This is a genomic window from Microbacterium testaceum (genome assembly GCF_006539145.1).
Classification (GTDB): domain Bacteria; phylum Actinomycetota; class Actinomycetes; order Actinomycetales; family Microbacteriaceae; genus Microbacterium; species Microbacterium testaceum.
Window position 1 is genome coordinate 39,109 of the sequence record NZ_BJML01000008.1, and the last position, 22,605, is coordinate 61,713.

The window sequence follows — 22,605 nt, forward strand, 5'->3', positions numbered from 1 at the left end:
GGAGACCTTGACGTCGCGGCCGCGTGCCGCCCGTCGAGAGGTACCTTCATGGTCTCGTTCTCCCGCCTGTTCGATCTGGCCACCAAAGCCGCCGGCAAGGCCGCGTCGTCTCAGCGGACCTCGAACCCGTCCGGGGGCAAGGACTGGCGCGACATGGTCCGCTCCGCCGCGGACGCCGTGACGGGCGATCGCCGCGTCGAGACTCCGCCTGCCGCGTCGCGCGGCTCCATGCCGCCCGCATCGAACGGTCGGTACGCCCCGCCCGCGGCATCCGGTGCGTCATCGTCACTGACGACCGACGATCGCGCCGCGATCGCCCGCTACGACTACCTTCTGCGCACCGCCGACCCCGACCGGGTCGAGCAGATGCACCGCGAGGCATTCGCCCGGCTCACACCGGCGCAACGCGCGCACGTGAAGGAGCGGATGGATGCCGACCTGGCCCCGCACGAGCGTCCTCGTACCGACACCGCGGATGACCTCGCGCGCACCGCTGCACGCGCGGAGGCTGCACGCCCCGGTCGCATGTCGGGGTTGTTGGCAAAAGCGGGACGCGGCGGACTCATCGGCGTCGGCGTGGTGGGCGCCGGAGGACTGCTCGCCGCGGTAGCGGGCGGCGCTATCGTCAGCGCCGTCGCCGGCCCCCTGCTCGCGCAAGCCGGACAGCTGGGCGTCGACTTCGCGGGACTCGCGGAGGGCGTCGACCTGGAGGCGATGGCATCCGGGGTCGATCTCGCGTCGCTCGCGGAGGGGACGGGCATCGGTGAGTGGGCCGGAGGCGCCCAGGATGCCGTATCGGGGGCGGGGGAGCACCTCAGCGGGTTCGGTGAAGGACTGTCGAACCTCGACATCCCCGGATTCGGCGACTTCCTCGGTCGGTGATCAGTCGCTCGCGCGGATCGGGAGACCGTCCTCGGAGCGCCCGCCCTGCTGCGGTCCGATCCCGCGGGCTTCGAACGTATTGACCATCGCGTAGGCCGCCCGCTCGAGGTAGTCCCACAGGGGTGCCTCGAAGGCGGGCGGCAGCGCGACCTCGTCGACGGCTGCCCGCATGTGGCGCAACCATCGATCACGGGCATCGGGGTCGACGTGGAACGGCATGTGGCGCATGCGCAGGCGCGGGTGTCCGCGCGTCTCGCCATAGGTGGTCGGGCCGCCCCAGTACTGCGCGAGGAACAGCGTCAGGCGCTCGGCGGCCGGACCGAGGTCTTCCTCGGGGTACATCGGCTTGAGCACGTCGTCGGAGGCGACCCCCCGGTAGAACGCGTCGACCAACCGGCGGAACGTGTCCATGCCGCCCACCTGGTCGTAGAAGCTGACGGGCTCGGTCATGAGTCGTCCTTGTCGTCGGCGCGCACAGCGGGAGGCGTGGGCTTGGGCTGAGCGGCGCCCGGAGCCGCGGGAAGATCGACGACGGCGGTGGGAGTGTCATCGCGGACGGGCTTCTTGGTGACCTTCGGCGCGGGGGCGTCGGTGGTGTGGCCCTCGACCGTCTCGGACACGTCGAGCCTGTTGCGCCGCGGCCGCCAGATCGGGCGGCCGGAACCGACGGCGACCTGGGTCTCCTTGGTCTTGGGCGGGTGCGCCCCGCGAACGCTCTGCGCACCCTCGGCGCCCGTCAGCACGATGGAGTTCAGCTGCGGGAGAGCGATGCCCATCGCGTCGATCGCCTTCTTCAGTCGCGCTCGGAGCTCACGGGCCACGTCGTCTTTCGCGCTCGAGCGCGTCTTCATGACGAGCCGGATGACGAGGGCGTCGCCGCTGATCGACTCGAGACCCCAGATCTCGGGTTGCTCGATGATGCGCGAGCGCCACTTCGTCTCTTTCGCCATCGTCTTCGCCGCGGTGAGCATGGCCTTCTCGACATCGTCGATGTCGGCATCCACGGGCACGGCGAGGTCGATGATGACGCGAGACCAGCCCTGCGACATGTTGCCGATGCGGGTGATCTCGCCGTTGCGGACGTACCAGAGCGTGCCGTTGACGTCGCGGACGTGGGTGATGCGGACGCTGACGAACTCGACGATGCCCGTCGCGAGGCCCAGGTCGACGACGTCGCCGATGCCGATCTGGTCTTCGGCGACGATGAAGATCCCGTTCAGCACGTCTTTGACGATGTTCTGGGCGCCGAAGCCGAGGCCTGCACCGATTGCGGCGGTGAGCAGCGTGAGCGAGGCGAGCGCGTCGGGCGCGACGATGCTGGCGATCCACACGAGCGCCACGATCACGAGGATGACGTTGACGATGTTCTGCAGGATCGTCCCCAGGGTGCGCGTGCGCTGCACGAGGCGCACGGCGCTCAGCGGCGAACGGTCGAGCGCCTGGGTGTCGTCGACGCGGGCCTTGCTCTTCGCACCGTTGACGATGCGGTCGACGACGCGGCGGATGATCACACGAAGGATCCACGCGGCGACGGCGACGCCCACGACGATTCCGAGGATCTGCAGCAGTGTGCCGCCGAAGCTCAGCAGCTGTCCGCCGATCCAGCCCCACGTATCGGGGTTGGTGAGGTCGCTCGGCGACGTGATCGAGGGCGAGGGGGAGGGATTTTCGGCGAGAACGAACATCGGATTCAGACTAACGACGGATGCCTCGGCGCTGGCTGAGCGTCGAGGCATCCGTGAGGAGGAAGTGTCACGCGTCGCGCGAGCGCAGGGCCGTCCATCCCAGGACGAGGGGACCGACGACCCACCCGGCCATCGTCACGGCGGGCTCGAGAACGTCTTCCACTCCGGGCTGTGTCAGGGACCCCGCCGCACTGACCGGAAGGTACCTGCCGGACTCGACGACCCACATCCACTCCGGGCCGGCGATCGAGAACAGGCTGAGCATGATCGGCAGAACGAAGAGAACGCCGACCGTCACGGCGATCGCGCCGGCGCCGCTGCGCAGCAGGAAGCCGAACCCGACACCCATCAGGGTGAAGCAGGCCATCGAGACCACGCCGAGCGCCAGCGGTACGACGGAGTCGGCCGGCGTCGACCAATCGACGCTCGTGCCCAGCAGAGGAGCAGTGGCTGCGATCGCGACGGCGTAGATGACGACCGTGGTCACCATCATCGTGAGCGCCACCACGATCGCCTTCGCGAGCAGCACCGCGCCGCGGCGCGGTTCGGCGGTGAGCGTGGAGCGGATCATGCCGGTGGAGTACTCCCCGGTCACCACGATCGCACCCAGGATGCCGGCGACGAGCATCGTGAACTGGGTGGGCGCCAGGATGATGGTCGTGGGCGCCATGCCGGCGTTGTGACCGCTGGTCGCCAGAGCGATCAAGAGCGAGATCCCGACCGACAGCGCCGCGGTGACCCCGAGAGACCACCAGGTCGAGCGGAGCGTGAGGATCTTGATCGTCTCGCTCTTCAGCAGGTGCGCGAAGCTCAGTCGGTGGGTATCGGTGTGCGTCGCCCGGCGGGGCGCGGCGGTGAGGGCGGTCATGCGATCTCCTTGGTCTTGTACTCGACGGAGTCGTCGGTCAGGGCGAGGTAGGCGTCCTCGAGGGAACCCACCCGTGGGCTGAGTTCGTAGAGGGGGATGCCATGAGCTGCGGCGATGTCGCCGACGGTCTCGGGGGTGATCCCGGTGATCTGGGCCGCTCCGGGCTCGACGGCGGAGATGGTGGCATCCGGGATCTCAAGGGCGGTGACGAGATCAGAGAGGCGGGGGGAGCGCACCAGCAGCGTGGTCGTGGTCCAGGTGCGCACGAGCTCCGGAAGAGGGGCGTCGGCGAGCACGCGGCCCCGACCGAGGACGATCACGTGGTCCGCGGTCTGCGACATCTCGCTCATCAGGTGGCTCGACAACAGCACGGTGCGCCCTTCGCCGGCGAGGTGCCGGACGAACTGGCGCACCCAGCGCACTCCCTCGGGGTCGAGGCCGTTGACCGGCTCGTCGAGGATGAGCGTGTGCGGGTCGCCGAGCAGGGCCGCCGCGATCCCGAGCCGCTGGCCCATGCCGAGCGAGAAGCCACCGGCACGCTTTCCGGCGACGGCACCGATGCCGGTGAGTTCGATGACCTCGTCGACCCGCTGCGCGCCGATTCCGTGTGTGGCGGCCATCGCGCGGAGATGGTTGCGCGCCGATCGGCCGGTGTGGATGGCTTTGGCATCCAGCAGCACCCCGACCTCGGTGAGAGGCGAGCGAAGCCGGCGGTAGTCCTGGCCTCCGACGGTGACGCGTCCCGCCGTGGGTCGGTCGAGGCCCACGATCATGCGCATCGTCGTCGACTTGCCCGCGCCGTTCGGCCCGAGGAAGCCGGTCACCCGTCCCGGGGCCACCGTGAACGAGACGCCGTCGACGGCGGTCTTGTCGCCGTAACGCTTGGTGAGGTTCTCTGCAACGATCATGCTTCCACGCTACGAAGCAGGGCCTGCAGCCGCGTCCTTCGGAAGGATGATGCGGCGCACCGCGAGGATGATCCGGAAACGACGAGTGCCCCCTCCCCGGAGGGAGAGGGGGCACTCGGTCGAGGTGAACTCAGGCGGCGTCGCGCTCCTGCACGGCGAGTGCGCGCTCGACACCGGCGAGGTTTTCACCGACGAGACGACGGAGTGCGGGAGCGGCGTCGGCGTTCTGCGCCAGCCATGCGCGCGTCGCGTCACGCAGAGCCGTGTTCGCCAGTGCGGCCGGGTACAGCCCCACGATCAGGTAGTTCGCGATCTGGTAGCTGCGCGACTCCCAGATGGGCAGCAGCATCGCGAAGTACGGCTCGACGAAGTCGGCGAGCACGTCGACCGTCGCCGGGTTGGTGAAGCCGGCGGCCGTCGAGCGCACGATCGTGTTGGGGGCGTCGGTGCGCTCGATGAGCGAGTCCCATGCCTCCTGCTTCGCCGCGTGCGAGGGCAGCGATGCCTTGGCCATCGCCGCGAACTCGCCGCCCTTGGCGGTGTTGTCGGCGGCGCGGGCTTCGTCGATGTCCACGGCGGTGACCACACCAGCGGAGGCGAGCGAGACCAGCAGCTGCCACGACAGGTCGGTATCGATCTCGAGCCCCTCGAGCGTCGCGTCGCCGTCGCGCAGGGCCCGGACCGTCTCTGCGTGCGCCGGGGTGGCGGCAGCCGAGGCGAAGGCCGTGACGAACTGCAGCTGGCTGTCGCTGCCGGCCTCCGCCGACTGCGCGAGCGTCCAGAGTCCGTCGGCGACGCGCTCGCGCGCGGCCTCGCGATTCGCCGGGGCGACGTACGAGTTCGCCGCGAGCTGCAGCTGACCGAGGGTCGTGCGCACGGTGGTCGACTCGGTCTCGGAGCCGATGTTCTGCAGGACGAGGTCGAGGTAATCGGTCGCGGAGGCCTCGGCATCCCGCGTCTGATCCCACGCCGCACCCCAGACGAGCGAGCGTGCGAGGGGGTCGGAGATGTCCTTCAGGTGCGCGATGGCCGTGGCCAGCGAACGCTCGTCGAGGCGGATCTTCGCGTACGCGAGGTCGTCGTCGTTGAGCAGGACGAGGTCGGGACGACGGATGCCACGCAGCTCGGCGACCTCGGTACGGTCGCCGTCGACGTCGATCTCGACGCGGTGCACGCGCTCGAGGGCGCCCGCATCGTTCAGCGAGTAGAAGCCGACACCCAGGCGGTGCGGTCGGATGGTGGGGTAGTCGGCCGGAGCGGTCTGCACGATGGCGAAGCGCGTGATCGTTCCGTCGGCGCCCTCTTCGATGAGCGGGGTCAGGGTGTTGACGCCGGCGGTCTCGAGCCACTTCTTGGCCCAGTCGCCCAGGTCGCGACCGCTGGTGGCCTCGAGCTCGACGAGCAGGTCGCCGACCTCGGTGTTCGACCACTGGTGCTTCTGGAAGTACGCCGCGACACCGGCGAAGAACTGCTCGATGCCCACCCAGGCGGCGAGCTGCTTGAGCACCGAGCCGCCCTTGGCGTAGGTGATGCCGTCGAAGTTGACCTGCACGTCTTCGAGATCGTTGATCTCGGCGACGACCGGGTGGGTCGAGGGCAACTGGTCCTGACGGTAGGCCCAGGTCTTCTCCATCGCGTTGAAGGTCGTCCAGGCGGCCTCCCACTCGGTGGCTTCGGCGGTCGCGATGGTCGACGCCCACTCGGCGAACGATTCGTTCAGCCAGAGGTCGTTCCACCACTTCATCGTGACGAGGTCGCCGAACCACATGTGGGCCAGCTCGTGCAGGATCGTGACGACGCGGCGTTCCTTGACGGCGTCGGTCACCTTGCTGCGGAAGACGTACGTCTCGGTGAAGGTCACCGCACCCGCGTTCTCCATGGCGCCCGCGTTGAACTCGGGGACGAAGAGCTGGTCGTACTTTGCGAAGGGGTACGGGAAACCGAACTTCTCCTCGAAGTACGCGAAGCCCTGACGGGTCTTCTCGAAGACGTAGTCGGCATCGAGGTACTGCCAGAGGCTCTTGCGAGCGAACACACCGAGCGGGATGACGCGGCCGTCGGCGCTGGTGAGCTCGCTGTAGGTGGCTTCGTAGGGGCCGGCGACGAGAGCCGTGATGTACGAGGAGATGCGCGGGGTCGCGGGGAAATCCCAGCGGGCGGTGTCGTCGGTCACGGGAACCGGCTCCGGGGTGGGGGAGTTGGAGACGACCTTCCACCGAGCGGGTGCCGTGACCGAGAAGGTGAATTCGGCCTTGAGATCGGGCTGCTCGAACACCGTGTACATGCGGCGCGAGTCGGGCACCTCGAACTGCGAGTAGAGATAGACCTCGCCGTCGACGGGGTCGACGAAGCGGTGCAAGCCCTCACCGGTGTTGGTGTACTCGCAGTCGGCCTCGACGACGAGCTCGTTCTGCGCGGCCAGGTCGTCGAGCGCGATACGCGAATCGGCGAAGACCGCGGCGGGGTCGAGCGAGCGACCGTTGAGCGTCACCGAGTGCACCGTCCGTGCGATGAGGTCGATGAAGGTCGAGGACCCCTCGGTGGAGGCGAAGGACACGACGGTCCGCGAGGAGAAGGTCTCGTCTCCGCGGGTGAGGTCGAGCTGCACGTCGTAGGAGTGCGTGTCGACGATCGCGCGGCGCTCCTGCGCTTCGAGGCGGGTGAGGTTCTCTCCTGGCACTGGCGTACTCCCGGGGATCTGGGTGGAATTGTCGCGGGTGACGCGGTTGACGTCGCTGACAACCGTATAAGCCTAGTAGCGAGATATCTCGCGTCCGGGCTCGTCGGGCAGGTGGGAGGATGTCATCGTGAGCACGACCGACACGGATATCAGCCCCGAGACCGTCCTCTACGCGTCGCCCGCCGCGGCGTCCGGGCCCAAGTGGGTCGAGACGCCGGTGGCGTACGACGGCATCCTCCTCGCCGGCTTCGGCGGGCCCGAGGGCCAGGACGACGTCATCCCGTTCCTGCGCAACGTCACGCGCGGTCGCGGCATCCCCGACGAGCGCCTCGAAGAGGTCGCGCACCACTACCGCCACTTTGGCGGGGTGAGCCCGATCAATCAGCACAACCGCGAGCTCAAAGCGGCCCTGGAGGCCGAGATCGCCAAGCGCGGACTGGGGCTCCCGGTGTACTGGGGCAACCGCAATTGGTCGCCGTATCTCGAAGAGGCCGTGACCGAGGCAGCAGCAGCGGGGGACACGACTCTTCTGGCGATCGCCACGAGCGCCTACAGCTCGTTCTCGAGCTGCCGCCAATACCGCGAGGACTACGCGCGCGTGCTCGAGGCCACCGGTCTCGGCGAGACGGTCACCATCGACAAGGTCCGCCAGTTCTTCGACCACCCCGGCTTCGTCACCACGTTCGTGCGTGGAGTGACGGATGCCGTTTCGGCGTACGTCGCCGAGGGGATCGCGCCCGAGAAGATCCGTGTGCTGTTCTCGACGCACTCGATCCCCACGGCGGACGCACAGCGCTCCGGCCCCCGTGATGTCGACTTCGGCGAGGGCGGAGCGTACGAGGCGCAGCACAAGGCCGTCGCCGCGTTCGTCATGGCCGAGGTCGCCGCGGCCGTCGCCGATGTGGAGTGGGAGCTGGTCTACCAGTCGCGTTCGGGTCCGCCGACGCAGCCCTGGCTCGAGCCGGATGTCAACGACGTGATCGCGGAGCTGCCGGGCCGCGGCGCCGAGGCCGTCGTCATCGTTCCGCTCGGGTTCGTCAGCGACCACATGGAGGTGCTCTGGGACCTCGACACCGAGGCCATGGAGGCCGCCGATGAGGCCGGTATCCGCGCGGTGCGCACGCCGACCCCGGGTATCGACCCGGCGTACGTCTCGGGCTTGATCGACCTCGTGGAAGAGCGTCTGAAGGGCACGCCGAAGTCGGAGCGCCCGCACCTCACCGACCTCGGTCCCTGGTACGACGTCTGCCGCCCCGGATGCTGCGAGAACATCCGTGCCGGCTTCAAGCCGGTCGCCGCGGGCCTGCGCCCCTGACCATCCTCGACGCCGCCCGTTCCTTTCGAGGAGCGGGCGGCGTCGTCATGTCCGCCCGCGATGTCGGACGGTCTCAATAGACTTGCCGCATGCGCATCCACATCGGCACCGATCACGCCGGTCTCGAGTTCTCCACCCAGATCCAGCACCACCTGGCCGAGCAGGGCCACGAGGTCGTCGACCACGGTCCGATCGAGTACGACGCCCTCGACGACTACCCCTCGTTCTGCATCCGCGCCGCCCAGGCGGTCGTCCGTGACCAGGCCGCGGGCGTCGAGGCCCTCGGTGTCGTCTTCGGCGGTTCGGGCAACGGCGAGCAGATCGCCGCGAACAAGGTGCTCGGGGTGCGCGCCGCGCTCGTCTGGAACATCTCCACCGCAGAGCTCGCCCGCGAGCACAACGACGCGAACGTCATCTCGATCGGTGCGCGCCAGCACACCTTCGGTGAGGCCGCGTCGTTCATCGACCGTTTCATCGCCACCCCCTTCTCGGGCGAAGAGCGCCATGCGCGCCGTATCGGCCAGCTCGCCGCCTACGAGCAAGACGGAGTGCTGCTCCCCGACCCCCGCGCCGGGCACACGCGCAACACGATGAGCGACGCCAGCGACTCGTTCGACCCTGAGGCAGGCTGATGCCCGAAGGGCATTCCGTCCATCGCATCGCGCGCCAGTTCGAGCGCAACATCGTGGGCCGCACAGTCTCGGCATCCAGTCCGCAGGGGCGTTTCGTCGAGGGCGCACAGGTGATCGACGGCCGCGAGGCCCTCGAGGTGCGAGCCGTGGCGAAGCAGATGTTCCTGCGATTCGACGGCGACGTGTGGCTGCGCGTGCACCTCGGCATGTACGGTGCGTGGGACTTCTCGGGCGAGGTGGTCGTCGACGCCACGATCGCCTCGGCGAACGGGCGCATGGGCCAGACCAATCAGCGCGGCACCGTGCTCGACGACGGGCCGATCATGGATGCCGCGGGCGAGAACTCCCTGACATCGATCGGCGCCCCGCGGCGCGCTCGGGTGCGCATGTCGGAGCAGACGACGGGGCTCGAGGAGCAGAACGAGTGGCCCCCACCCGTCGTCGGTGCGGTGCGACTGCGCCTGCTGACCGAGACGACATGTGCCGATCTGCGTGGACCCACGGCCTGTGCGCTGCAGACGCCCGACGAGGTGGCGGCGACGATCGCCAAACTCGGACCCGACCCGTTGGTCGACGATCTCGCCGAGGGCGAAGAGCAGTTCACGGCGACCGTGCGCAAGAAGCCCACCGCGATCGGCCTGCTGCTCATGGACCAGTCGGTCGTGAGCGGGATCGGCAACGTCTACCGCGCCGAACTGCTGTTCCGGGCGCGGCAGAATCCGCACACGCCCGGCCGTGATGTGCCGGAAGAGGTCGTTCGCGGCCTCTGGCGCGACTGGGCGCGACTGCTCCCGATCGGCGTCGAGACCGGCCAGATGATGACCATGGACGACCTCGATCCCGAGGCGTACCGTCGGGCGATGGCCCATCGAGACGACCGGCACTGGGTCTACCACCGCGAAGGACTGCCCTGCCGCGTGTGCGGAACGGCGATCGTGATGGAGGAGGCCGCCGGGCGCAAGCTGTACTGGTGTCCGAAGTGCCAGGCGTGAGTGCGTGGGTTCCAGTCCCTTCGACAGAGTCTGAGACCCGAGCGGTTCGCGCGGGGCTCCGGTCCGTCGACGGGCTCGGCGACCGGGGCCGGAGGCGGCTGAGCCTGTCGAAGCCGCGAGGCGGCGCGTTCTAGGCTGATCCGGTGCGTCAGAATCCGAGCTTCGCGATGACCGACGTCGGTGAGATCCGCCGTCTCATCGACCTCAACCCGTGGGTGACCCTCATCAGTCAGACCGACGACGGCCTCATCGCGTCGCACTACGCGGTCATGCTCGACGACACCCGCGACGACCTCACGATCGTGGGTCACGTCGGCAGACCCGACGACGCGATCCTCGGTCTCGGCGACCGGGAACTGCTCGTCGTCGTTCAGGGCCCGCACGGTTACATCACGCCGCGATGGTACGGAGACGTCCCGGCCGTGCCCACATGGAATTTCGTGACGGCGCACCTCAGCGGCATCCCGGAACTCCTCTCTCCGGAGGAGAATCTGCGGGTACTCGAGCGCCTGGTCGAGCATTTCGAGGGTCACGGTGACGACGCGAGAGGGCTGTACGCCCTGCCCAACGACGCCGCCTTCGTCGAGAGGCTCGAACGCGGGACCGTGGGGTTCCGTCTCACGCCGACGCGCGTGACGGCGAAGCGCAAGCTCAGCCAGAACCGCTCCGCGGAGGTCGTCGACACGATCATCGAGGGTCTGACCGCCGAGGGGCGCCACGAGCTCTCCGCCGAGATGCGTCGCGCGGCCGACGCGCGGGTCCGCCCGTGATCGGCGAGAACGTCGGGTTCGTCCGCGCGGTGCGTGTCGCCGGGCCCGGACGCGAATTCCTCCCGACGTCCGAGCCGGTCGACATCGTCATCGCCGACGGACGGATCGTCGACATCGCGCCGACCGGCAACCTGCGACCCACCGGCGCCCTGATCGACGCGGAGGGCGGATGGCTCCTCCCCGGGCTCTGGGACCACCACGTGCACGTGCTCCAGTGGGCCCTCGCGGCGGATCGTGTGCCCCTCGGCGAGGTGGCGAGCGCCCACGACGCCGCAACGATCATGGCGCTCGCCCCCGAGTCCGACGGCCGCCGTGTGGGTTCCGGATTCCGAGACGGGCTCTGGTCCGACGTGCCGAGCCTCGAGCTGCTGGATGCCACCACCGCGGGCGTCCCGACGTACCTGATCAACGCCGACGTGCACAGCGTGTGGATGAACACGGCGGCCTTCCGGCGCGAGGGCTTCGAGCCCGTGGCATCCGGGATGCTCGTCGAAGAGGACGCGTTCGAGATCTCGCGCCGTTTGAACGCCGTCGACGCCGCCGTCGCCGATGCCGCGGTGGAGCGCATGGCCCGCACGGCCGCGGCACGCGGGGTCGTGGGCCTGGTCGACCTCGACATGACCTGGAACGACGAGCCCTGGCAGCGGCGAGCGGCGCGCGGTTTCGACACCCTGCGCATCTCGTACGGCACGTACCCGCAAGATCTGGACCGGGCCATCGCCGAGGGCCTGCGCACCGGCGATCCCGTGAGGGGTTCGTCGAACGGTCTCGTGCGGGTCGGGCCGCTCAAAGTGATCACCGACGGCTCGCTGGGCACCCGCACGGCGGCGTGCGCCCACCACTATCCGGGCGACACCGGCAACCACGGGTTGCTGACCGTCCCGCCGGAGGAGCTCATCGAGATGATGACGCGGGCGACGGCGGCCGGATTAGAGTGCGCGATCCACGCCATCGGCGACGTGGCGAACGCGCACGCGCTCGACGCGTACGCCCTCACCGGCGCGGTGGGCACCATCGAGCACGCGCAGCTCGTGGCGCACGCCGACATTCCTCGCTTCGCCCGTCTGGGGGTCGCCGCGAGCGTGCAGCCCGAGCACGCGCTCGACGATCGGGACATGACGGATGCCATCTGGGCCAAGCAATCCGCACAGCCCTATCCGCTGCGGGCATTGGCCGACAGCGGCGCCAACCTCCGCTTCGGTTCCGACGCGCCGGTAGCGCCCCTCGACCCCTGGGCCGCGATGGCCTCGGCGGTGTTCCGCACGCGCGACGGACGCGACGCGTGGCACCCGCATCAGCGGATCGACATCGACACCGCGATCACCGCCTCGACGGCGGGTGGATCGACCGCACCCGCGGAGATTTCACCGGGCGCCGTCGCCGATCTCGTCATCGTGGGGGCCGACCCGCTGACCGCCGACGAGCGTGGACTGCGCGCGATGCCCGTCCGCGCGACGCTCCTGGCCGGTCGTGTGACGCACGGCGCCTGACGCGCGGCGCGGAAACACCATCTCGGCTTCGCGTGAGAGGTCGGGATGTGTCACAGGGAGCGGCGCTCGGCGACAGAGAGTGACCCCTCACGCGCGCGGCGGGCTGCAGGGCCCACGAGGCGGCGGACGGGACAGGACGATCCACGCCCGAGAAGGACGAAGGGGGCGGTGCCGAAGCACCACCCCCTTCGAGGAATGTCTTACGCGGCGAGGTGCGCGAAGAGGAACCAGCGGTCCTTGTCGAGGCCGCGCTTGATCTCGATCGCCACGTCCTGGCTCGACATGTCGATCTCGTCGAGACCCTCGATGGCGGCTTCGATGTCGACGAGGACCGCGTCGATGTCGGCGATCACGGCACGGATGACCACGTCGGACTGTGCGAAACCGGCCGGCACCTCGGTGGCCTTCGCCTTTGCGGCGACCGTCGACAGGCGCGAGTCGATGGGAAGACCCAGGGCCACGATGCGCTCGGCGGCCAGGTCGGCCCACTCCTGCGCGTGCGCGACCACCGAGTCGAGCAGCTCGTGCACACCGATGAAGTTGGCGCCGCGGACGTGCCAGTGCGCCTGCTTGCCGTTGACGACAAGCGCCTCGAGGCCGATGACGACGGGGGAGAGGAACTGCGCCGTGCCGGCGGCCATGGTCGGGTCGACGGTGGTGGCGGCGGGGGTCTGGACGGTGCTCATGTGTGCTCCTTAGGCGACGTTCGAAGTCTCGTTGAATGCAACGCTACTCACGTGGGAGCATTCCGCAAGCAAGATGAGGCTCGGCTAAATCCCTGGTGAATAGGCAATCCTCACCTTCCTTGGTCGCGTCTCAGTCCCAGGGCGAGACCAAGGGTCACCACCGCGGCGGCCCCGGCGACGAGCATGCCCCAGGGTGTGGAGCGGATGCCGGTCCACGCGAGCGCTCCTCCGGTCCGGGACGGGTCCGCGAGGGTCGGACCGGGCTCCCCGATCACGGGGTCGGTCCCTGTCGCGTCCGTGAGCTGGACGACGGGAGTTACGACGGCGTCAGCGTTGCGCGAGATGTTGCCGGATGCGGCATCCATTCTCACTCCGAGGTCGACGCGGAGCGTGTCACCCGGCGCGATCACCGAGCTCACCCACTGGTCCCCCTGTGGCACCGGGGTCGAGGCCACGATCAGGGTGAGAGAGCGCGCGAACGACGTGTCGACGGGGTCCGTGTCGACGGGGGCGGTATCGAGGCGCAGCCCCGCCCGCGCCGGATCGGGACTCGCGTTTCGGATCCAGAGGGTGGAGGTGAGCGTGCCGCCCGGAACGATGCGGTCCGGCTGGTCGAACAGACGCACCGCTCCGTCGGAGACGAAGCGCGCCCCATCCTCGCTCACGAGCAGCCGGGTGGATGACGCCGACGCGGGAGTCGGCATCAGCAAGGGGACGGATGCCATCACGAGGATCAGCGTGAACGCCGTGGTCGCTCTGCGGTGGCGATGCGAACGGACGAGATCGAAGATGAGCAGCACCAGGCCGTAGCCGACGACCGCGACACCGACCGCCGCGATGACGATCCCGCGCTCCTGGCCCCCGAAGACGACCCCCGGGTAACCGAGATAGGGCACCGCGAAGACCACCGTCCCGCGAAGTTGCTCGCTCTGCACCGGTGGATCGTCGGCGTCGTTGGCGTCTCCTCGGGTGATCAACAGCCGCGCGCCACCGGTGCTGCTGGTCGTGCCCACGACGCGGTGCGTGACCACGGCGGGCTCACCCGAGCGCAGCTGATAAGTCACGACGTCCCCGACCCGGACGTCGTCGATCGACGACGGGCGAACCGCGATCAACGTCCCCGGTGGCATGCCGGGTTGCATGCTCGCGGTCAGAACGGTGTACGTCTGCGCGCCGAGGAGCAGAGGGATCACCACGGTGATCAGGGCGAAGAGCGACACCGCGACGAGAACGATGCTGCCCACGATGGCGCGCGCCCGAGTCCACCCCGGCCGCTCCGGCGGTGAAGCGGTGGAGCCGGGAGTGCGGGGATCCTCGATCAGCTCTGACACTTGACGCCCCCGAGCAGTCCGCCGACCACACTGGAGAGGACGATCGGCTGCCCGTTACTAGGCGGTGAGGTCCAATTCCGGGTGACGGCGGTGACGGTGATCACCACACTGCCACCGTCGAGCAGCGCCCTCACCACCGACGACAGGAGCGATGTCAGCACCGAGCCGGTCACATCGATCGTCGTGGCGGTCACGCCCGTGGCGACCACCTGGTTGGCGCCGTTCGCAGAGTTCGTGGCGGTGACGGTGTACGACGTCGCATCGGTGACCGGGGACCATGAGATCTGCGCGTACGACGACACACCGAGCACCGCCGGTTTCGACGTGCACGTCGTGACGGGCGCCGCGAGCGCGGACGTACTGAGCGAGAACACCGGCGCGGAGGTGGTCGCACGCCAGGCGGCCGCGGCGGCGGTGGGCACGGTGAGCGCCAGGGCCAGGGCGGCGGCGAGGGCGACGATCGCGAGGCGACGGCTCATGACGTCGCCTGATCGACGGTGACGGTGATCTGCGGGGTGAGAGCGGTCGCCTGGGTCGTCGACGGAGCGCTCGCGTCGAGAGTGACGCGCAGGCACAGGTCCACCGATGCTCCGAGTGCATATCCGCCGGCTGGCGCGAACCCACCCGCGGGGAGGGGGGTGCCGGTCCCGCAGGCGCCGACGAACACCTGCGTCGAGACGTACGGCGCGAGCGAGGTCGACACGGACGCCGTGGCGTTCACTCGCCAGCGCAACGTGTCGCCCGAGCCGGTCGCACTCACACGCAGGGCCGCGGTGTCGCTGGAGCGCCCCGGCACGAGCGGTTGCCACGCGCTCCAGCTCCCCGCCCAGCTCGCGGTCGCTCCGAGTGAGCCGGTCGAGGTCACCCCAGTGGTGACCGGGTGGCGGTCCGACCAGACGGCGTGTGCCGCCAGTGTGCCGGGGCCCAGCACGAGCGCTGCGACGAGGACCGCGGTCCACCGGACGCGCCGTGGAACGCGATCGTCGCGACGGTGCATGGGTCGTTCCTCAGCTGGAGGCCTGGGTCAGCGAGAACGCGAGCTGGTTGAGGTCTACGGGGGTGTTCACGCCCACGAGGTTGGGGGTTGTCGAATCGAAGGTGACCGTGACGGTGGCGGTCAGGGTTCCGGCCGTGGCGGGAGTCACGCGATAGGTGTTGGTCCCCGTCTGCGCGCCCAGGCCGGTGATGTTCACAGCGACCTTCACGTAGGGGGCTGCGGGACCCGTGACGAAGCTGGCGCCCTGGGTGACCGCGAGGTCGGCGGCCAGGGTGTCGCCGACGAGGGTGACGGTCACCGGCTGTGTGAGCGTGAGTACGTCGCCGGGGACGATCTTGACGTTGGTGAGGTTCGAAACCGACGTCGCCTGCCCGAGGACTCCCTTCAGGCTCCACGAGCCCGTGCCGAGCGACAGGGCGAGGTTCCCGGAACTCACGGTCCCCGCGGTCAACGCGGTCTGCGTGCTCCAGAACGCGTAGGTGCCGCCCCCGCCGAGAAGCAGGGCCGTGCCGGCCGCGATCGCGAGGATCGCCTTGGTGCGGCGGTGTCGCCGGGCCGGGCGGTCGGCGCGGGTGCGGGTAGCGGGTTCGGTCGACTGCGACATGAGGTCTCCAAGGGCGATGCGGGTGTGGTGGGACCGAAACTATGAGCCGTGATCAGGATCGCCGCTACTGATCCGCGGGCCGGAGCTACGGTGTTCGTCCGCGCTCGGTAGTGCTCTCGCGCTTCTCGGTAGCTCCTCGGTAGGGCTAGCCTCGGGCTCATGCCGATCGCCCTCGATGCCTCTGTTGTCGCTCTCAGCGGAGCCGCTCCGAGCCTGCACGACACCGCGTTCGTGGCATCCGGTGCGCGCATCATCGGCGATGTCACTCTCGGCGAACAGGCCAGCGTCTGGTACAACGCCGTCGTGCGCGGTGACAGCGCGCGCATCGTCCTCGGCGCACGCAGCAATCTGCAGGACAACGTGTCGGTGCACGTCGACGCCGGGCGCCCGGTCACTATCGGTGCCGACGTCTCGGTGGGGCACAACGCCGTTGTGCACGGCTGCACGATCGGCGACGGCTCGTTGATCGGTATGGGCAGCGTCGTCCTGTCGGGCGCCGACATCGGTCCCGGATGCCTGATCGCCGGGGGAGCTGTCGTGCTCGAGGGCACCGTCATCCCCGAGGGGTCGCTGGTCGCGGGCGTCCCCGCGAAGGTGAGGCGTGCGCTCACGCCGGAGGAGCGGGCGAAGATCCTCCGTAACGCGCAGACGTATCTCGCGCACGTCGAACGCCACGGCTCGGCGACGCGGATTCAGGATGCCGCAACCCCGGCGGACGGCGACAGTTCCGGCGCGTAACCTCGCGCGCATGCACATCACATCGCTCGCCCCGAACGAGATCTTCGTCTTCGGCTCGAACTCGTCGGGGGCGCACGGCGGGGGAGCGGCACGGTTCGCGATGGACCGCTTCGGCGCGATCTGGGGTCAGAGCGAAGGCCTGCAGGGGCAGTCGTACGGGATCGACACGATGTCGGGACTCGACGTCTTCGAGGAGCAGGCGCGGCGCTTCGTCGCCTTCGCCGCGGAGCATGCCGAGTTGAGCTTCCTCGTGACCGAGGTGGGCTGCGGCATCGCCGGGTACCGACCCGCGCAGGTCGCGAGCTTCTTCGCGGGCGCGAGCGACAACGTGGTTCTGCCGGAGTCGTTCGCGAGGGAGCTCGACCCCTGAACCGCCGTCGGCAGCGGCCGAACCCGAGCGCATTGCCGACGAGGCGCAGGCCGTCGGGCAGTGATGCGCGATGCGATGGGATCGGCTCGAACAGAAGGTGGAGGGGCTGACGAGAATCGAACTCGCATCATCTGTTTGGAAGACAGAGGCTTTACCACTAAGCTACAGCCCCGAATTTCCGCGGATTTCGGAGGAACCGGGAAGTCGGACGACACCCACTCTACGACACCTCGAGGCGCCTCGCGAACGCGGGGAGTCGGCACCCATCGGCCCTCTCGCGCAAGAGCGGCGGCGAAATCGGTGCAGCCAGGCCGATCGACTAGACTTTCAGCGGTCGTTTCGTCGGCGCGTACCGCGCGCCGCCCCGGGGCGTAGCTCAGCTTGGTAGAGCGCCCGCTTTGGGAGCGGGAGGCCGCAGGTTCAAATCCTGTCGCCCCGACGTCACGGCCCCACAGACCACAGGCCTAGCCGGCCCCCGCGTGCGCGCGGGCCACACGAGGAGAACGAACCGCATGGTCAACAGCACCGTCGAGAAGCTCAGCCCCACCCGGGTCAAGCTCCACATCACGGTTTCGCCCGACGAGCTCAAGCCGAGCATCGCCCACGCCTACGAGCACATCGCCCGCGACGTGCAGATTCCCGGCTTCCGCAAGGGCAAGGTGCCCGCGCCGATCATCGACCAGCGCATGGGCCGCGGCGCCGTCATCGAGCACGCCGTCAACGAGGGCCTGGACGGCTTCTACCGCGAGGCCGTCGAGGCCAACGAGCTGCGCGTGATCGGCCGCCCCAACGCCGAGATCGTCGAGCTCCCCGAGCTGAAGGACTTCTCCGGCGACCTCATCGTCGACGTCGAGGTCGACGTGCGTCCCGAGTTCGACCTGCCCGCCTACGACTCGATCACGGTGACGGTCGACGCCGCCGAGGTCGACGAGGCCGGCATCGACGCCGAGCTTGACCGCCTGCGCGCCCGCTTCGGCACGCTCATCACGGTCGACCGTCCCGCCAAGACCGGTGACTTCGTCGAGCTCGATCTCGTCGCCACCATCGACGGCAACGAGATCGACCGCGCCGAGGGCGTCTCGTACGAGATCGGCTCGGGCGAACTGCTCGAGGGCATCGACGAGGCCATCGAGTCGCTCACGGCCGACGAGCAGACCACGTTCCGCTCGAAGCTGGTCGGCGGCGAGCACGCTGGCGAGGAGGCCGAGGTCTCGGTCACCATCACCGCAGTGAAGGAGCGCGAGCTTCCCGAGGCCGACGACGACTTCGCTCAGATGGCGTCGGAGTTCGACACCATCGCCGAGCTCCGCGAGTCGCTCAGCGAGCGCGTGTCGCAGCAGTCCGTCTTCACGCAGGGCTCCGCCGCGCGCGACAAGTTCATCGAGGCGCTCCTCGAGGCCGTCGAGATCCCCGTTCCGCCGCAGCTCATCGAAGACGAGGTGCACCAGCACCTCGAGGGCGAGAACCGCCTCGAAGACGATGAGCACCGCGCCGAGGTCACCGAGGCGAGCGAGAAGCAGTTCCGCACGCAGATGGTTCTCGACAAGATCGCCGAAGACGCCAACGTCCAGGTGTCACAGGACGAGCTGACCCAGTACCTCATCCAGTCGGCTGCGCAGTACAACATGGCGCCGCAGGACTTCGTCAACGCCCTGCAGCAGGGCAACCAGCTGCCCGCGCTCGTCGGTGAGGTCGCCCGCAACAAGGCCCTGGCCATCGCGCTCGGCAAGGTCACCGTGGTCGACACCGAGGGCAAGCCCGTCGACCTGACCGGCTTCGTCGCCGTCGAGGGCGAAGAGCCCGTCGAGGGCGACGACGACGAGGAGGCCGCCGAGGCTCCCGCCGCCGAGGAAGCCCCCGTCAAGGCTCCGGCCAAGAAGCGCGCGCCCGCCAAGAAGAAGGCGACGGAGGAGCCCGCCGCTGACGAGGCTCCCGCCGACGAGGCGCCCGCGAAGGCTCCGGCCAAGAAGCGCGCGCCCGCGAAGAAGAAGGCCGACGACGAGGCCGCAGACAGCGAGTAAGTCGAGACGAGGGGGCGGATGCCGTGGCATCCGCCCCCTTTTCCGTTCCCGGATGCCGCGCACGCAGCTGCGGCGTGTCGAGTGTCCAGAACACCCGGAGACGTTTCAGAAATATCCGGGTGTTGTGGACACCCAACCCGAGAGAGAGCACGTGAGATGAACGACTGGCAAAGTCGAGTGGATGCCGTCTGGACCGACGAGGCGCTCAGCCCCGAGGCCGTGATCGAACGCATTGACGCGCTGGCTGCCGAGCGGCCCGCGGAAGACGCCGTCGCGCTGTTCGAGCGAGCCGGGGCGCGTGACTCCGCCGGCGTCGAGGACGAGGCCGAGCAGCTCTACCGTCGCGCCCTGGAGATCGGGCTCGACGACGAGCGCCGCACCCGGGCGACGATCCAGCTCGCGAGCACGATCCGCAACCTCGGCAAGACGGAGGAGGCGCTCGAGATGCTCCGAGTCGAGTACGAGCGCGAACCCCACGGCGACCTTCACGACGCGGCGGCCGCCTTCTACGCCCTCGCCCTCGTGTCGAGCGGAATGCCCGAGCGAGCGGCATCCGTTGCTCTTCAAGCCCTCGCCCCGCACCTGCCGCGCTATACCCGTTCCGTGACCGGATACGCGCGAGAAATCGCCGAGGAACCGCGCTGATCCGCCCGCGGCGAACACGGCATCCCGCCCCGGAACGCGCCGGTAGATTCATTTCAGATCACGGAAGAGGAGCACACATGCCCGAACCCCTTATGGCAACGAGCGTCTTCGACAGACTGCTCAAGGACCGCATCATCTGGCTCGGTTCCGAGGTGCGTGACGACAACGCCAACGAGATCTGCGCCAAGATCCTGCTGCTTGCCGCAGAAGACCCGCAGAAGGACATCTACCTCTACATCAACTCGCCCGGCGGCTCCATCACGGCCGGTATGGCGATCTACGACACCATGCAGTTCGTGCCGAACGACATCGTGACCGTCGGCATCGGCATGGCAGCCTCGATGGGGCAGCTCCTGCTCACCAGCGGCACCAAGGGCAAGCGGTACATCACGCCCAACGCCCGCGTGCTGCTGCACCAGCCGCACGGAGGCTTCGGCGGAACGTCGAGCGACATCCAGACGCAGGCGCAGCTCATCCTCGACATGAAGCGTCGTCTGGCCGAGATCACCGCGGCTCAGACCGGCAAGAGCGTCGAGCAGATCAACGCCGACGGTGACCGCGACCGCTGGTTCACCGCCCAAGAGGCCCTGGAGTACGGCTTCGTCGACCACATGCGCGAACACGCCACCGACGTCACCGGCGGCGGCGGAACCGCGGCGGTCTGAGGCGACAGGAAAAGGACACCGACATGAACATCCCCACTTTCGGCGGCACCGCAGCCCACATGCCGTCGAGCCGCTACGTCCTTCCTCAGTTCGAGGAGCGCACGGCCTACGGCTACAAGCGTCAAGACCCCTACAACAAGCTCTTCGAAGACCGCGTGATCTTCCTCGGCGTGCAGGTCGACGACGCCTCGGCCGACGACGTCATGGCCCAGCTTCTCGTCCTCGAGTCGCAGGACCCCGACCGCGACATCATCATGTACATCAACTCGCCCGGTGGCTCGTTCACGGCCATGACGGCGATCTACGACACGATGCAGTACGTTTCGCCGCAGATCCAGACGGTCGTGCTCGGACAGGCCGCGTCCGCGGCATCCGTCCTGCTCGCCGCCGGTGCTCCCGGCAAGCGCCTCGCCCTGCCGAACGCCCGCATCTTGATCCACCAGCCCGCCATGGGCGAGGCCGGTCACGGTCAGGCGTCCGACATCGAGATCCAGGCGCAGGAGATCCTCCGTATGCGCACCTGGCTCGAAGAGACCATGGCGCGCCACACCGGTCAGGACGTCGCCAAGGTCAATAAGGACATCGACCGCGACAAGATCCTCTCGGCCGCCGAAGCGGCGGAGTACGGCATCGTCGACCAGGTGCTCACTACCCGCAAGCGCACCCCGGCGGCGCTCACCGCCTGACGCGCTCGCGACGCGACGACGCCCCGCAGACCCGTTTCGGTCTGCGGGGCGTCGTCGTGCGTGGGGGGGCGTCGTGGTCAGCGGGCACCGCGGATCGCGAGATTGCAGCCGGCTGACGAACCGGCGTCACCATGCGACGGACTCGTCAGCGAGATGCCGTCTCGGCGCCGCCTGCCGCCGCGGCGGGGTGGCCATCGCTGCAGCTCTACGTTCGCGACGACAGGGTGGGAGAGCGGATGCCGGGAGTCCGCCGTGGGCGATCACGACACCGCCGCGCGCGCGAATGCCCTTGGATCACCCGGGCTCGGGTTAGGCTCGGGTAACACACCGGCGGGGGCCGGGTGACGGGAGGAACCGGCCATGGCACGTATCGGTGAGAGCGCCGACCTGTTCAAGTGCTCCTTCTGCGGCAAGAGCCAGAAGCAGGTGCAGCAGCTGATCGCCGGTCCGGGCGTCTACATCTGCGACGAGTGCGTCGAGCTCTGCAACGAGATCATCGAAGAGCGCATGGCCGAATCGTCGGCCGGCGAGGTCGCCGAGTTCGACCTGCCGAAGCCGCGCGAGATCTTCTCGTTCCTCGAGGAGTACGTCGTCGGGCAAGAGGCCGCCAAGCGCGCCCTCGCCGTCGCCGTCTACAACCACTACAAGCGCGTGCGCTCGCACGGCACCCTTCAGCCCGCGGAGCAGCGCGCCGAAGAGATCGACATCGCCAAGAGCAACATCCTGCTGCTCGGGCCCACCGGTTGCGGCAAGACCTACCTCGCTCAGACCCTCGCGAAGCGCCTCAACGTCCCCTTCGCGGTCGCCGATGCCACCGCCCTCACCGAGGCCGGCTACGTCGGTGAAGACGTCGAGAACATCCTGCTGAAGCTCTTGCAGGCCGCCGACTTCGACGTCAAGCGTGCCGAGACCGGCATCATCTACATCGACGAGGTCGACAAGATCGCCCGCAAGGCCGAGAACCCTTCGATCACGCGCGACGTGTCGGGCGAGGGCGTGCAGCAGGCGCTGCTGAAGATCCTCGAGGGAACGGTCGCTTCGGTTCCGCCGCAGGGCGGCCGCAAGCACCCGCACCAGGAGTTCATTCAGATCGACACGACGAACGTCCTGTTCATCGTGGCCGGTGCCTTCGCAGGCCTCGAAGAGATCATCTCGGCACGCGTCGGCAAGCACGGAGTCGGTTTCGGCGCTCCGCTGCAGCGCAAGGAAGACGCGCCCGACCTGTTCAGCGAGGCCCTGCCCGAGGATCTTCACAAGTTCGGCCTGATCCCCGAGTTCATCGGTCGCCTGCCCGTCGTGGCATCCGTCTCGCCCCTCGACCAGGACGCGTTGATGGAGATCCTCACGGCACCGCGAAATGCGCTGGTCAAGCAGTACCAGCGCATGTTCGAGCTCGACGGTGTGCAGCTCGAGTTCGAAGAGGACGCGCTGCGCGCGATCGCCGACCTCGCCGTCTTGCGGAAGACCGGCGCGCGCGGTCTGCGCGCGATCCTCGAAGACGTCCTGGGCCCGATCATGTTCGACGTGCCCTCGGCCGACGACATCGCTAAGGTCGTCATCACGCGCGCGGCCGTCGAAGACCGCGCGCAGCCGACCATCGTGCTGGCACAGAAGCGACGGAGCGCGTAACCCGCTTCGCT

Annotated in this window: 23 protein-coding genes and 2 tRNA genes; 14 read left to right on the top strand and 11 right to left on the bottom strand. The window is 68.8% G+C overall.

Features of this window, described 5'->3' with window-relative positions:
* The first annotated feature begins 48 nt into the window (after window positions 1–48).
* The gene (locus tag MTE01_RS12125) at window positions 49–882 is read left to right on the top strand and encodes a cation-transporting ATPase (protein WP_141377752.1); all 834 of its coding nucleotides are present in this window, start codon (window positions 49–51) and stop codon (window positions 880–882) included.
* On the opposite strand, the gene MTE01_RS12130 is transcribed toward MTE01_RS12125, so the two are convergent.
* The 5 genes from MTE01_RS12130 to pepN form a co-directional block, all read right to left on the bottom strand.
* Window positions 883–1,332, bottom strand: coding sequence for a globin (locus MTE01_RS12130; protein ID WP_141377754.1), 450 nt, complete (start codon window positions 1,330–1,332; stop codon window positions 883–885). It lies immediately after the preceding gene.
* The gene (locus tag MTE01_RS12135) at window positions 1,329–2,567 is read right to left on the bottom strand and encodes a mechanosensitive ion channel family protein (protein WP_141377756.1); all 1,239 of its coding nucleotides are present in this window, start codon (window positions 2,565–2,567) and stop codon (window positions 1,329–1,331) included. Before MTE01_RS12135 ends, MTE01_RS12130 begins: the two co-directional genes overlap by 4 nt.
* A gap of 67 nt (window positions 2,568–2,634) precedes the next feature.
* Window positions 2,635–3,435, bottom strand: a complete 801-nt coding sequence (locus tag MTE01_RS12140; RefSeq protein WP_103209057.1) for an ABC-2 transporter permease — start codon at window positions 3,433–3,435, stop codon at window positions 2,635–2,637.
* Window positions 3,432–4,343 carry an ABC transporter ATP-binding protein gene (locus MTE01_RS12145; RefSeq protein WP_103209060.1) on the bottom strand — a complete coding sequence of 304 codons (912 nt, stop codon included), beginning with the start codon at window positions 4,341–4,343 and terminating at the stop codon, window positions 3,432–3,434. The genes MTE01_RS12140 and MTE01_RS12145 overlap by 4 nt, the downstream gene beginning before the upstream one ends.
* Before the next feature lie 130 nt (window positions 4,344–4,473).
* A complete protein-coding gene (gene pepN / locus MTE01_RS12150) occupies window positions 4,474–7,023 on the bottom strand; it encodes an aminopeptidase N (protein ID WP_141377758.1) in 2,550 nt (849 codons plus the stop codon).
* Window positions 7,024–7,150: 127 nt separating this feature from the next.
* On the opposite strand from pepN, the gene MTE01_RS12155 reads away from it, so the two are divergent.
* The 5 genes from MTE01_RS12155 (at window position 7,151) to MTE01_RS12175 (ending at window position 12,222) form a co-directional block, all read left to right on the top strand.
* Complete coding sequence (locus tag MTE01_RS12155; RefSeq protein ID WP_116239880.1) at window positions 7,151–8,338, top strand: ferrochelatase; 1,188 nt, start codon at window positions 7,151–7,153, stop codon at window positions 8,336–8,338.
* An 89-nt stretch (window positions 8,339–8,427) separates the two neighbouring features.
* Window positions 8,428–8,970 (top strand): ribose-5-phosphate isomerase, encoded by a 543-nt coding sequence (locus tag MTE01_RS12160; RefSeq protein WP_103209067.1) that lies wholly within the window; start codon window positions 8,428–8,430, stop codon window positions 8,968–8,970.
* A complete protein-coding gene (locus MTE01_RS12165) occupies window positions 8,970–9,962 on the top strand; it encodes an Fpg/Nei family DNA glycosylase (RefSeq protein WP_141377760.1) in 993 nt (330 codons plus the stop codon). The genes MTE01_RS12160 and MTE01_RS12165 overlap by 1 nt, the downstream gene beginning before the upstream one ends.
* A gap of 143 nt (window positions 9,963–10,105) precedes the next feature.
* On the top strand, window positions 10,106–10,732 hold the full coding sequence (locus tag MTE01_RS12170; protein ID WP_174799691.1) for an FMN-binding negative transcriptional regulator: 627 nt from the start codon (window positions 10,106–10,108) through the stop codon (window positions 10,730–10,732).
* Entirely contained in the window at window positions 10,729–12,222 is a 1,494-nt protein-coding gene (locus tag MTE01_RS12175; RefSeq protein ID WP_141377762.1) for an amidohydrolase, read from the top strand. Before MTE01_RS12170 ends, MTE01_RS12175 begins: the two co-directional genes overlap by 4 nt.
* 200 nt (window positions 12,223–12,422) lie before the next feature.
* Here MTE01_RS12175 and MTE01_RS12180 read toward each other — a convergent pair whose 3' ends face one another.
* The 5 genes from MTE01_RS12180 to MTE01_RS12205 form a co-directional block, all read right to left on the bottom strand.
* Window positions 12,423–12,908 (bottom strand): Dps family protein, encoded by a 486-nt coding sequence (locus MTE01_RS12180; protein ID WP_056231037.1) that lies wholly within the window; start codon window positions 12,906–12,908, stop codon window positions 12,423–12,425.
* A 110-nt stretch (window positions 12,909–13,018) separates the two neighbouring features.
* Window positions 13,019–14,152 carry a signal peptidase I gene (locus tag MTE01_RS12185; protein ID WP_170210693.1) on the bottom strand — a complete coding sequence of 378 codons (1,134 nt, stop codon included), beginning with the start codon at window positions 14,150–14,152 and terminating at the stop codon, window positions 13,019–13,021.
* A gap of 74 nt (window positions 14,153–14,226) precedes the next feature.
* Complete coding sequence (locus MTE01_RS12190) at window positions 14,227–14,718, bottom strand: hypothetical protein (RefSeq protein ID WP_170210694.1); 492 nt, start codon at window positions 14,716–14,718, stop codon at window positions 14,227–14,229.
* Window positions 14,715–15,236 carry a hypothetical protein gene (locus MTE01_RS12200; protein WP_141377768.1) on the bottom strand — a complete coding sequence of 174 codons (522 nt, stop codon included), beginning with the start codon at window positions 15,234–15,236 and terminating at the stop codon, window positions 14,715–14,717. The genes MTE01_RS12190 and MTE01_RS12200 overlap by 4 nt, the downstream gene beginning before the upstream one ends.
* Window positions 15,237–15,246: 10 nt before the next feature.
* Window positions 15,247–15,840 carry an alternate-type signal peptide domain-containing protein gene (locus MTE01_RS12205; RefSeq protein WP_141377770.1) on the bottom strand — a complete coding sequence of 198 codons (594 nt, stop codon included), beginning with the start codon at window positions 15,838–15,840 and terminating at the stop codon, window positions 15,247–15,249.
* Window positions 15,841–15,999: 159 nt separating this feature from the next.
* Here MTE01_RS12205 and MTE01_RS12210 point away from each other — a divergent pair, with 159 nt between their 5' ends.
* Together MTE01_RS12210 and MTE01_RS12215 are read left to right on the top strand one after the other, a co-directional pair.
* The gene (locus MTE01_RS12210; RefSeq protein WP_141377773.1) at window positions 16,000–16,578 is read left to right on the top strand and encodes a gamma carbonic anhydrase family protein; all 579 of its coding nucleotides are present in this window, start codon (window positions 16,000–16,002) and stop codon (window positions 16,576–16,578) included.
* Between the two features lie 10 nt (window positions 16,579–16,588).
* The gene (locus MTE01_RS12215) at window positions 16,589–16,948 is read left to right on the top strand and encodes an A1S_2505 family phage non-structural protein (RefSeq protein WP_141377775.1); all 360 of its coding nucleotides are present in this window, start codon (window positions 16,589–16,591) and stop codon (window positions 16,946–16,948) included.
* 98 nt (window positions 16,949–17,046) lie between these two features.
* Here the strand turns inward: MTE01_RS12215 and MTE01_RS12220 are convergent.
* Window positions 17,047–17,120, bottom strand: a tRNA-Gly gene (locus MTE01_RS12220).
* A 193-nt stretch (window positions 17,121–17,313) separates the two neighbouring features.
* On the opposite strand from MTE01_RS12220, the gene MTE01_RS12225 reads away from it, so the two are divergent.
* The 6 genes from MTE01_RS12225 (at window position 17,314) to clpX (ending at window position 22,594) form a co-directional block, all read left to right on the top strand.
* Window positions 17,314–17,387, top strand: a tRNA-Pro gene (locus MTE01_RS12225).
* A gap of 73 nt (window positions 17,388–17,460) precedes the next feature.
* Window positions 17,461–18,969 (top strand): trigger factor, encoded by a 1,509-nt coding sequence (tig, locus tag MTE01_RS12230; RefSeq protein ID WP_141377777.1) that lies wholly within the window; start codon window positions 17,461–17,463, stop codon window positions 18,967–18,969.
* 156 nt (window positions 18,970–19,125) lie between these two features.
* Window positions 19,126–19,614: a tetratricopeptide repeat protein gene (locus MTE01_RS12235; RefSeq protein ID WP_141377779.1), complete on the top strand. Its 489-nt coding sequence runs from the start codon at window positions 19,126–19,128 to the stop codon at window positions 19,612–19,614.
* Between the two features lie 77 nt (window positions 19,615–19,691).
* Window positions 19,692–20,279: an ATP-dependent Clp protease proteolytic subunit gene (locus MTE01_RS12240; protein WP_174799692.1), complete on the top strand. Its 588-nt coding sequence runs from the start codon at window positions 19,692–19,694 to the stop codon at window positions 20,277–20,279.
* Window positions 20,280–20,302: 23 nt separating this feature from the next.
* Complete coding sequence (locus tag MTE01_RS12245) at window positions 20,303–20,965, top strand: ATP-dependent Clp protease proteolytic subunit (protein WP_103209095.1); 663 nt, start codon at window positions 20,303–20,305, stop codon at window positions 20,963–20,965.
* A 360-nt stretch (window positions 20,966–21,325) separates the two neighbouring features.
* Window positions 21,326–22,594, top strand: a complete 1,269-nt coding sequence (gene clpX, locus MTE01_RS12250; RefSeq protein WP_116239870.1) for an ATP-dependent Clp protease ATP-binding subunit ClpX — start codon at window positions 21,326–21,328, stop codon at window positions 22,592–22,594.
* The last annotated feature ends 11 nt before the right edge of the window (window positions 22,595–22,605 follow it).

What these genes read in the sequence shown, in the direction of transcription:
- MTE01_RS12240 (WP_174799692.1), top strand. Translation starts at nt 19,692, where the DNA reads ATGCCCGAACCCCTTATGGCAACGAGCGTCTTCGACAGACTGCTCAAG.
- MTE01_RS12130 (WP_141377754.1), bottom strand. Translation starts at nt 1,332, where the DNA reads ATGACCGAGCCCGTCAGCTTCTACGACCAGGTGGGCGGCATGGACACG.
- MTE01_RS12160 (WP_103209067.1), top strand. Translation starts at nt 8,428, where the DNA reads ATGCGCATCCACATCGGCACCGATCACGCCGGTCTCGAGTTCTCCACC.
- MTE01_RS12165 (WP_141377760.1), top strand. Translation starts at nt 8,970, where the DNA reads ATGCCCGAAGGGCATTCCGTCCATCGCATCGCGCGCCAGTTCGAGCGC.
- MTE01_RS12210 (WP_141377773.1), top strand. Translation starts at nt 16,000, where the DNA reads ATGCCGATCGCCCTCGATGCCTCTGTTGTCGCTCTCAGCGGAGCCGCT.
- clpX (WP_116239870.1), top strand. Translation starts at nt 21,326, where the DNA reads ATGGCACGTATCGGTGAGAGCGCCGACCTGTTCAAGTGCTCCTTCTGC.
- MTE01_RS12235 (WP_141377779.1), top strand. Translation starts at nt 19,126, where the DNA reads ATGAACGACTGGCAAAGTCGAGTGGATGCCGTCTGGACCGACGAGGCG.
- MTE01_RS12215 (WP_141377775.1), top strand. Translation starts at nt 16,589, where the DNA reads ATGCACATCACATCGCTCGCCCCGAACGAGATCTTCGTCTTCGGCTCG.
- MTE01_RS12245 (WP_103209095.1), top strand. Translation starts at nt 20,303, where the DNA reads ATGAACATCCCCACTTTCGGCGGCACCGCAGCCCACATGCCGTCGAGC.
- MTE01_RS12190 (WP_170210694.1), bottom strand. Translation starts at nt 14,718, where the DNA reads ATGAGCCGTCGCCTCGCGATCGTCGCCCTCGCCGCCGCCCTGGCCCTG.
- MTE01_RS12180 (WP_056231037.1), bottom strand. Translation starts at nt 12,908, where the DNA reads ATGAGCACCGTCCAGACCCCCGCCGCCACCACCGTCGACCCGACCATG.
- MTE01_RS12200 (WP_141377768.1), bottom strand. Translation starts at nt 15,236, where the DNA reads ATGCACCGTCGCGACGATCGCGTTCCACGGCGCGTCCGGTGGACCGCG.
- MTE01_RS12125 (WP_141377752.1), top strand. Translation starts at nt 49, where the DNA reads ATGGTCTCGTTCTCCCGCCTGTTCGATCTGGCCACCAAAGCCGCCGGC.
- MTE01_RS12135 (WP_141377756.1), bottom strand. Translation starts at nt 2,567, where the DNA reads ATGTTCGTTCTCGCCGAAAATCCCTCCCCCTCGCCCTCGATCACGTCG.
- MTE01_RS12140 (WP_103209057.1), bottom strand. Translation starts at nt 3,435, where the DNA reads ATGACCGCCCTCACCGCCGCGCCCCGCCGGGCGACGCACACCGATACC.
- MTE01_RS12205 (WP_141377770.1), bottom strand. Translation starts at nt 15,840, where the DNA reads ATGTCGCAGTCGACCGAACCCGCTACCCGCACCCGCGCCGACCGCCCG.
- MTE01_RS12145 (WP_103209060.1), bottom strand. Translation starts at nt 4,343, where the DNA reads ATGATCGTTGCAGAGAACCTCACCAAGCGTTACGGCGACAAGACCGCC.
- tig (WP_141377777.1), top strand. Translation starts at nt 17,461, where the DNA reads ATGGTCAACAGCACCGTCGAGAAGCTCAGCCCCACCCGGGTCAAGCTC.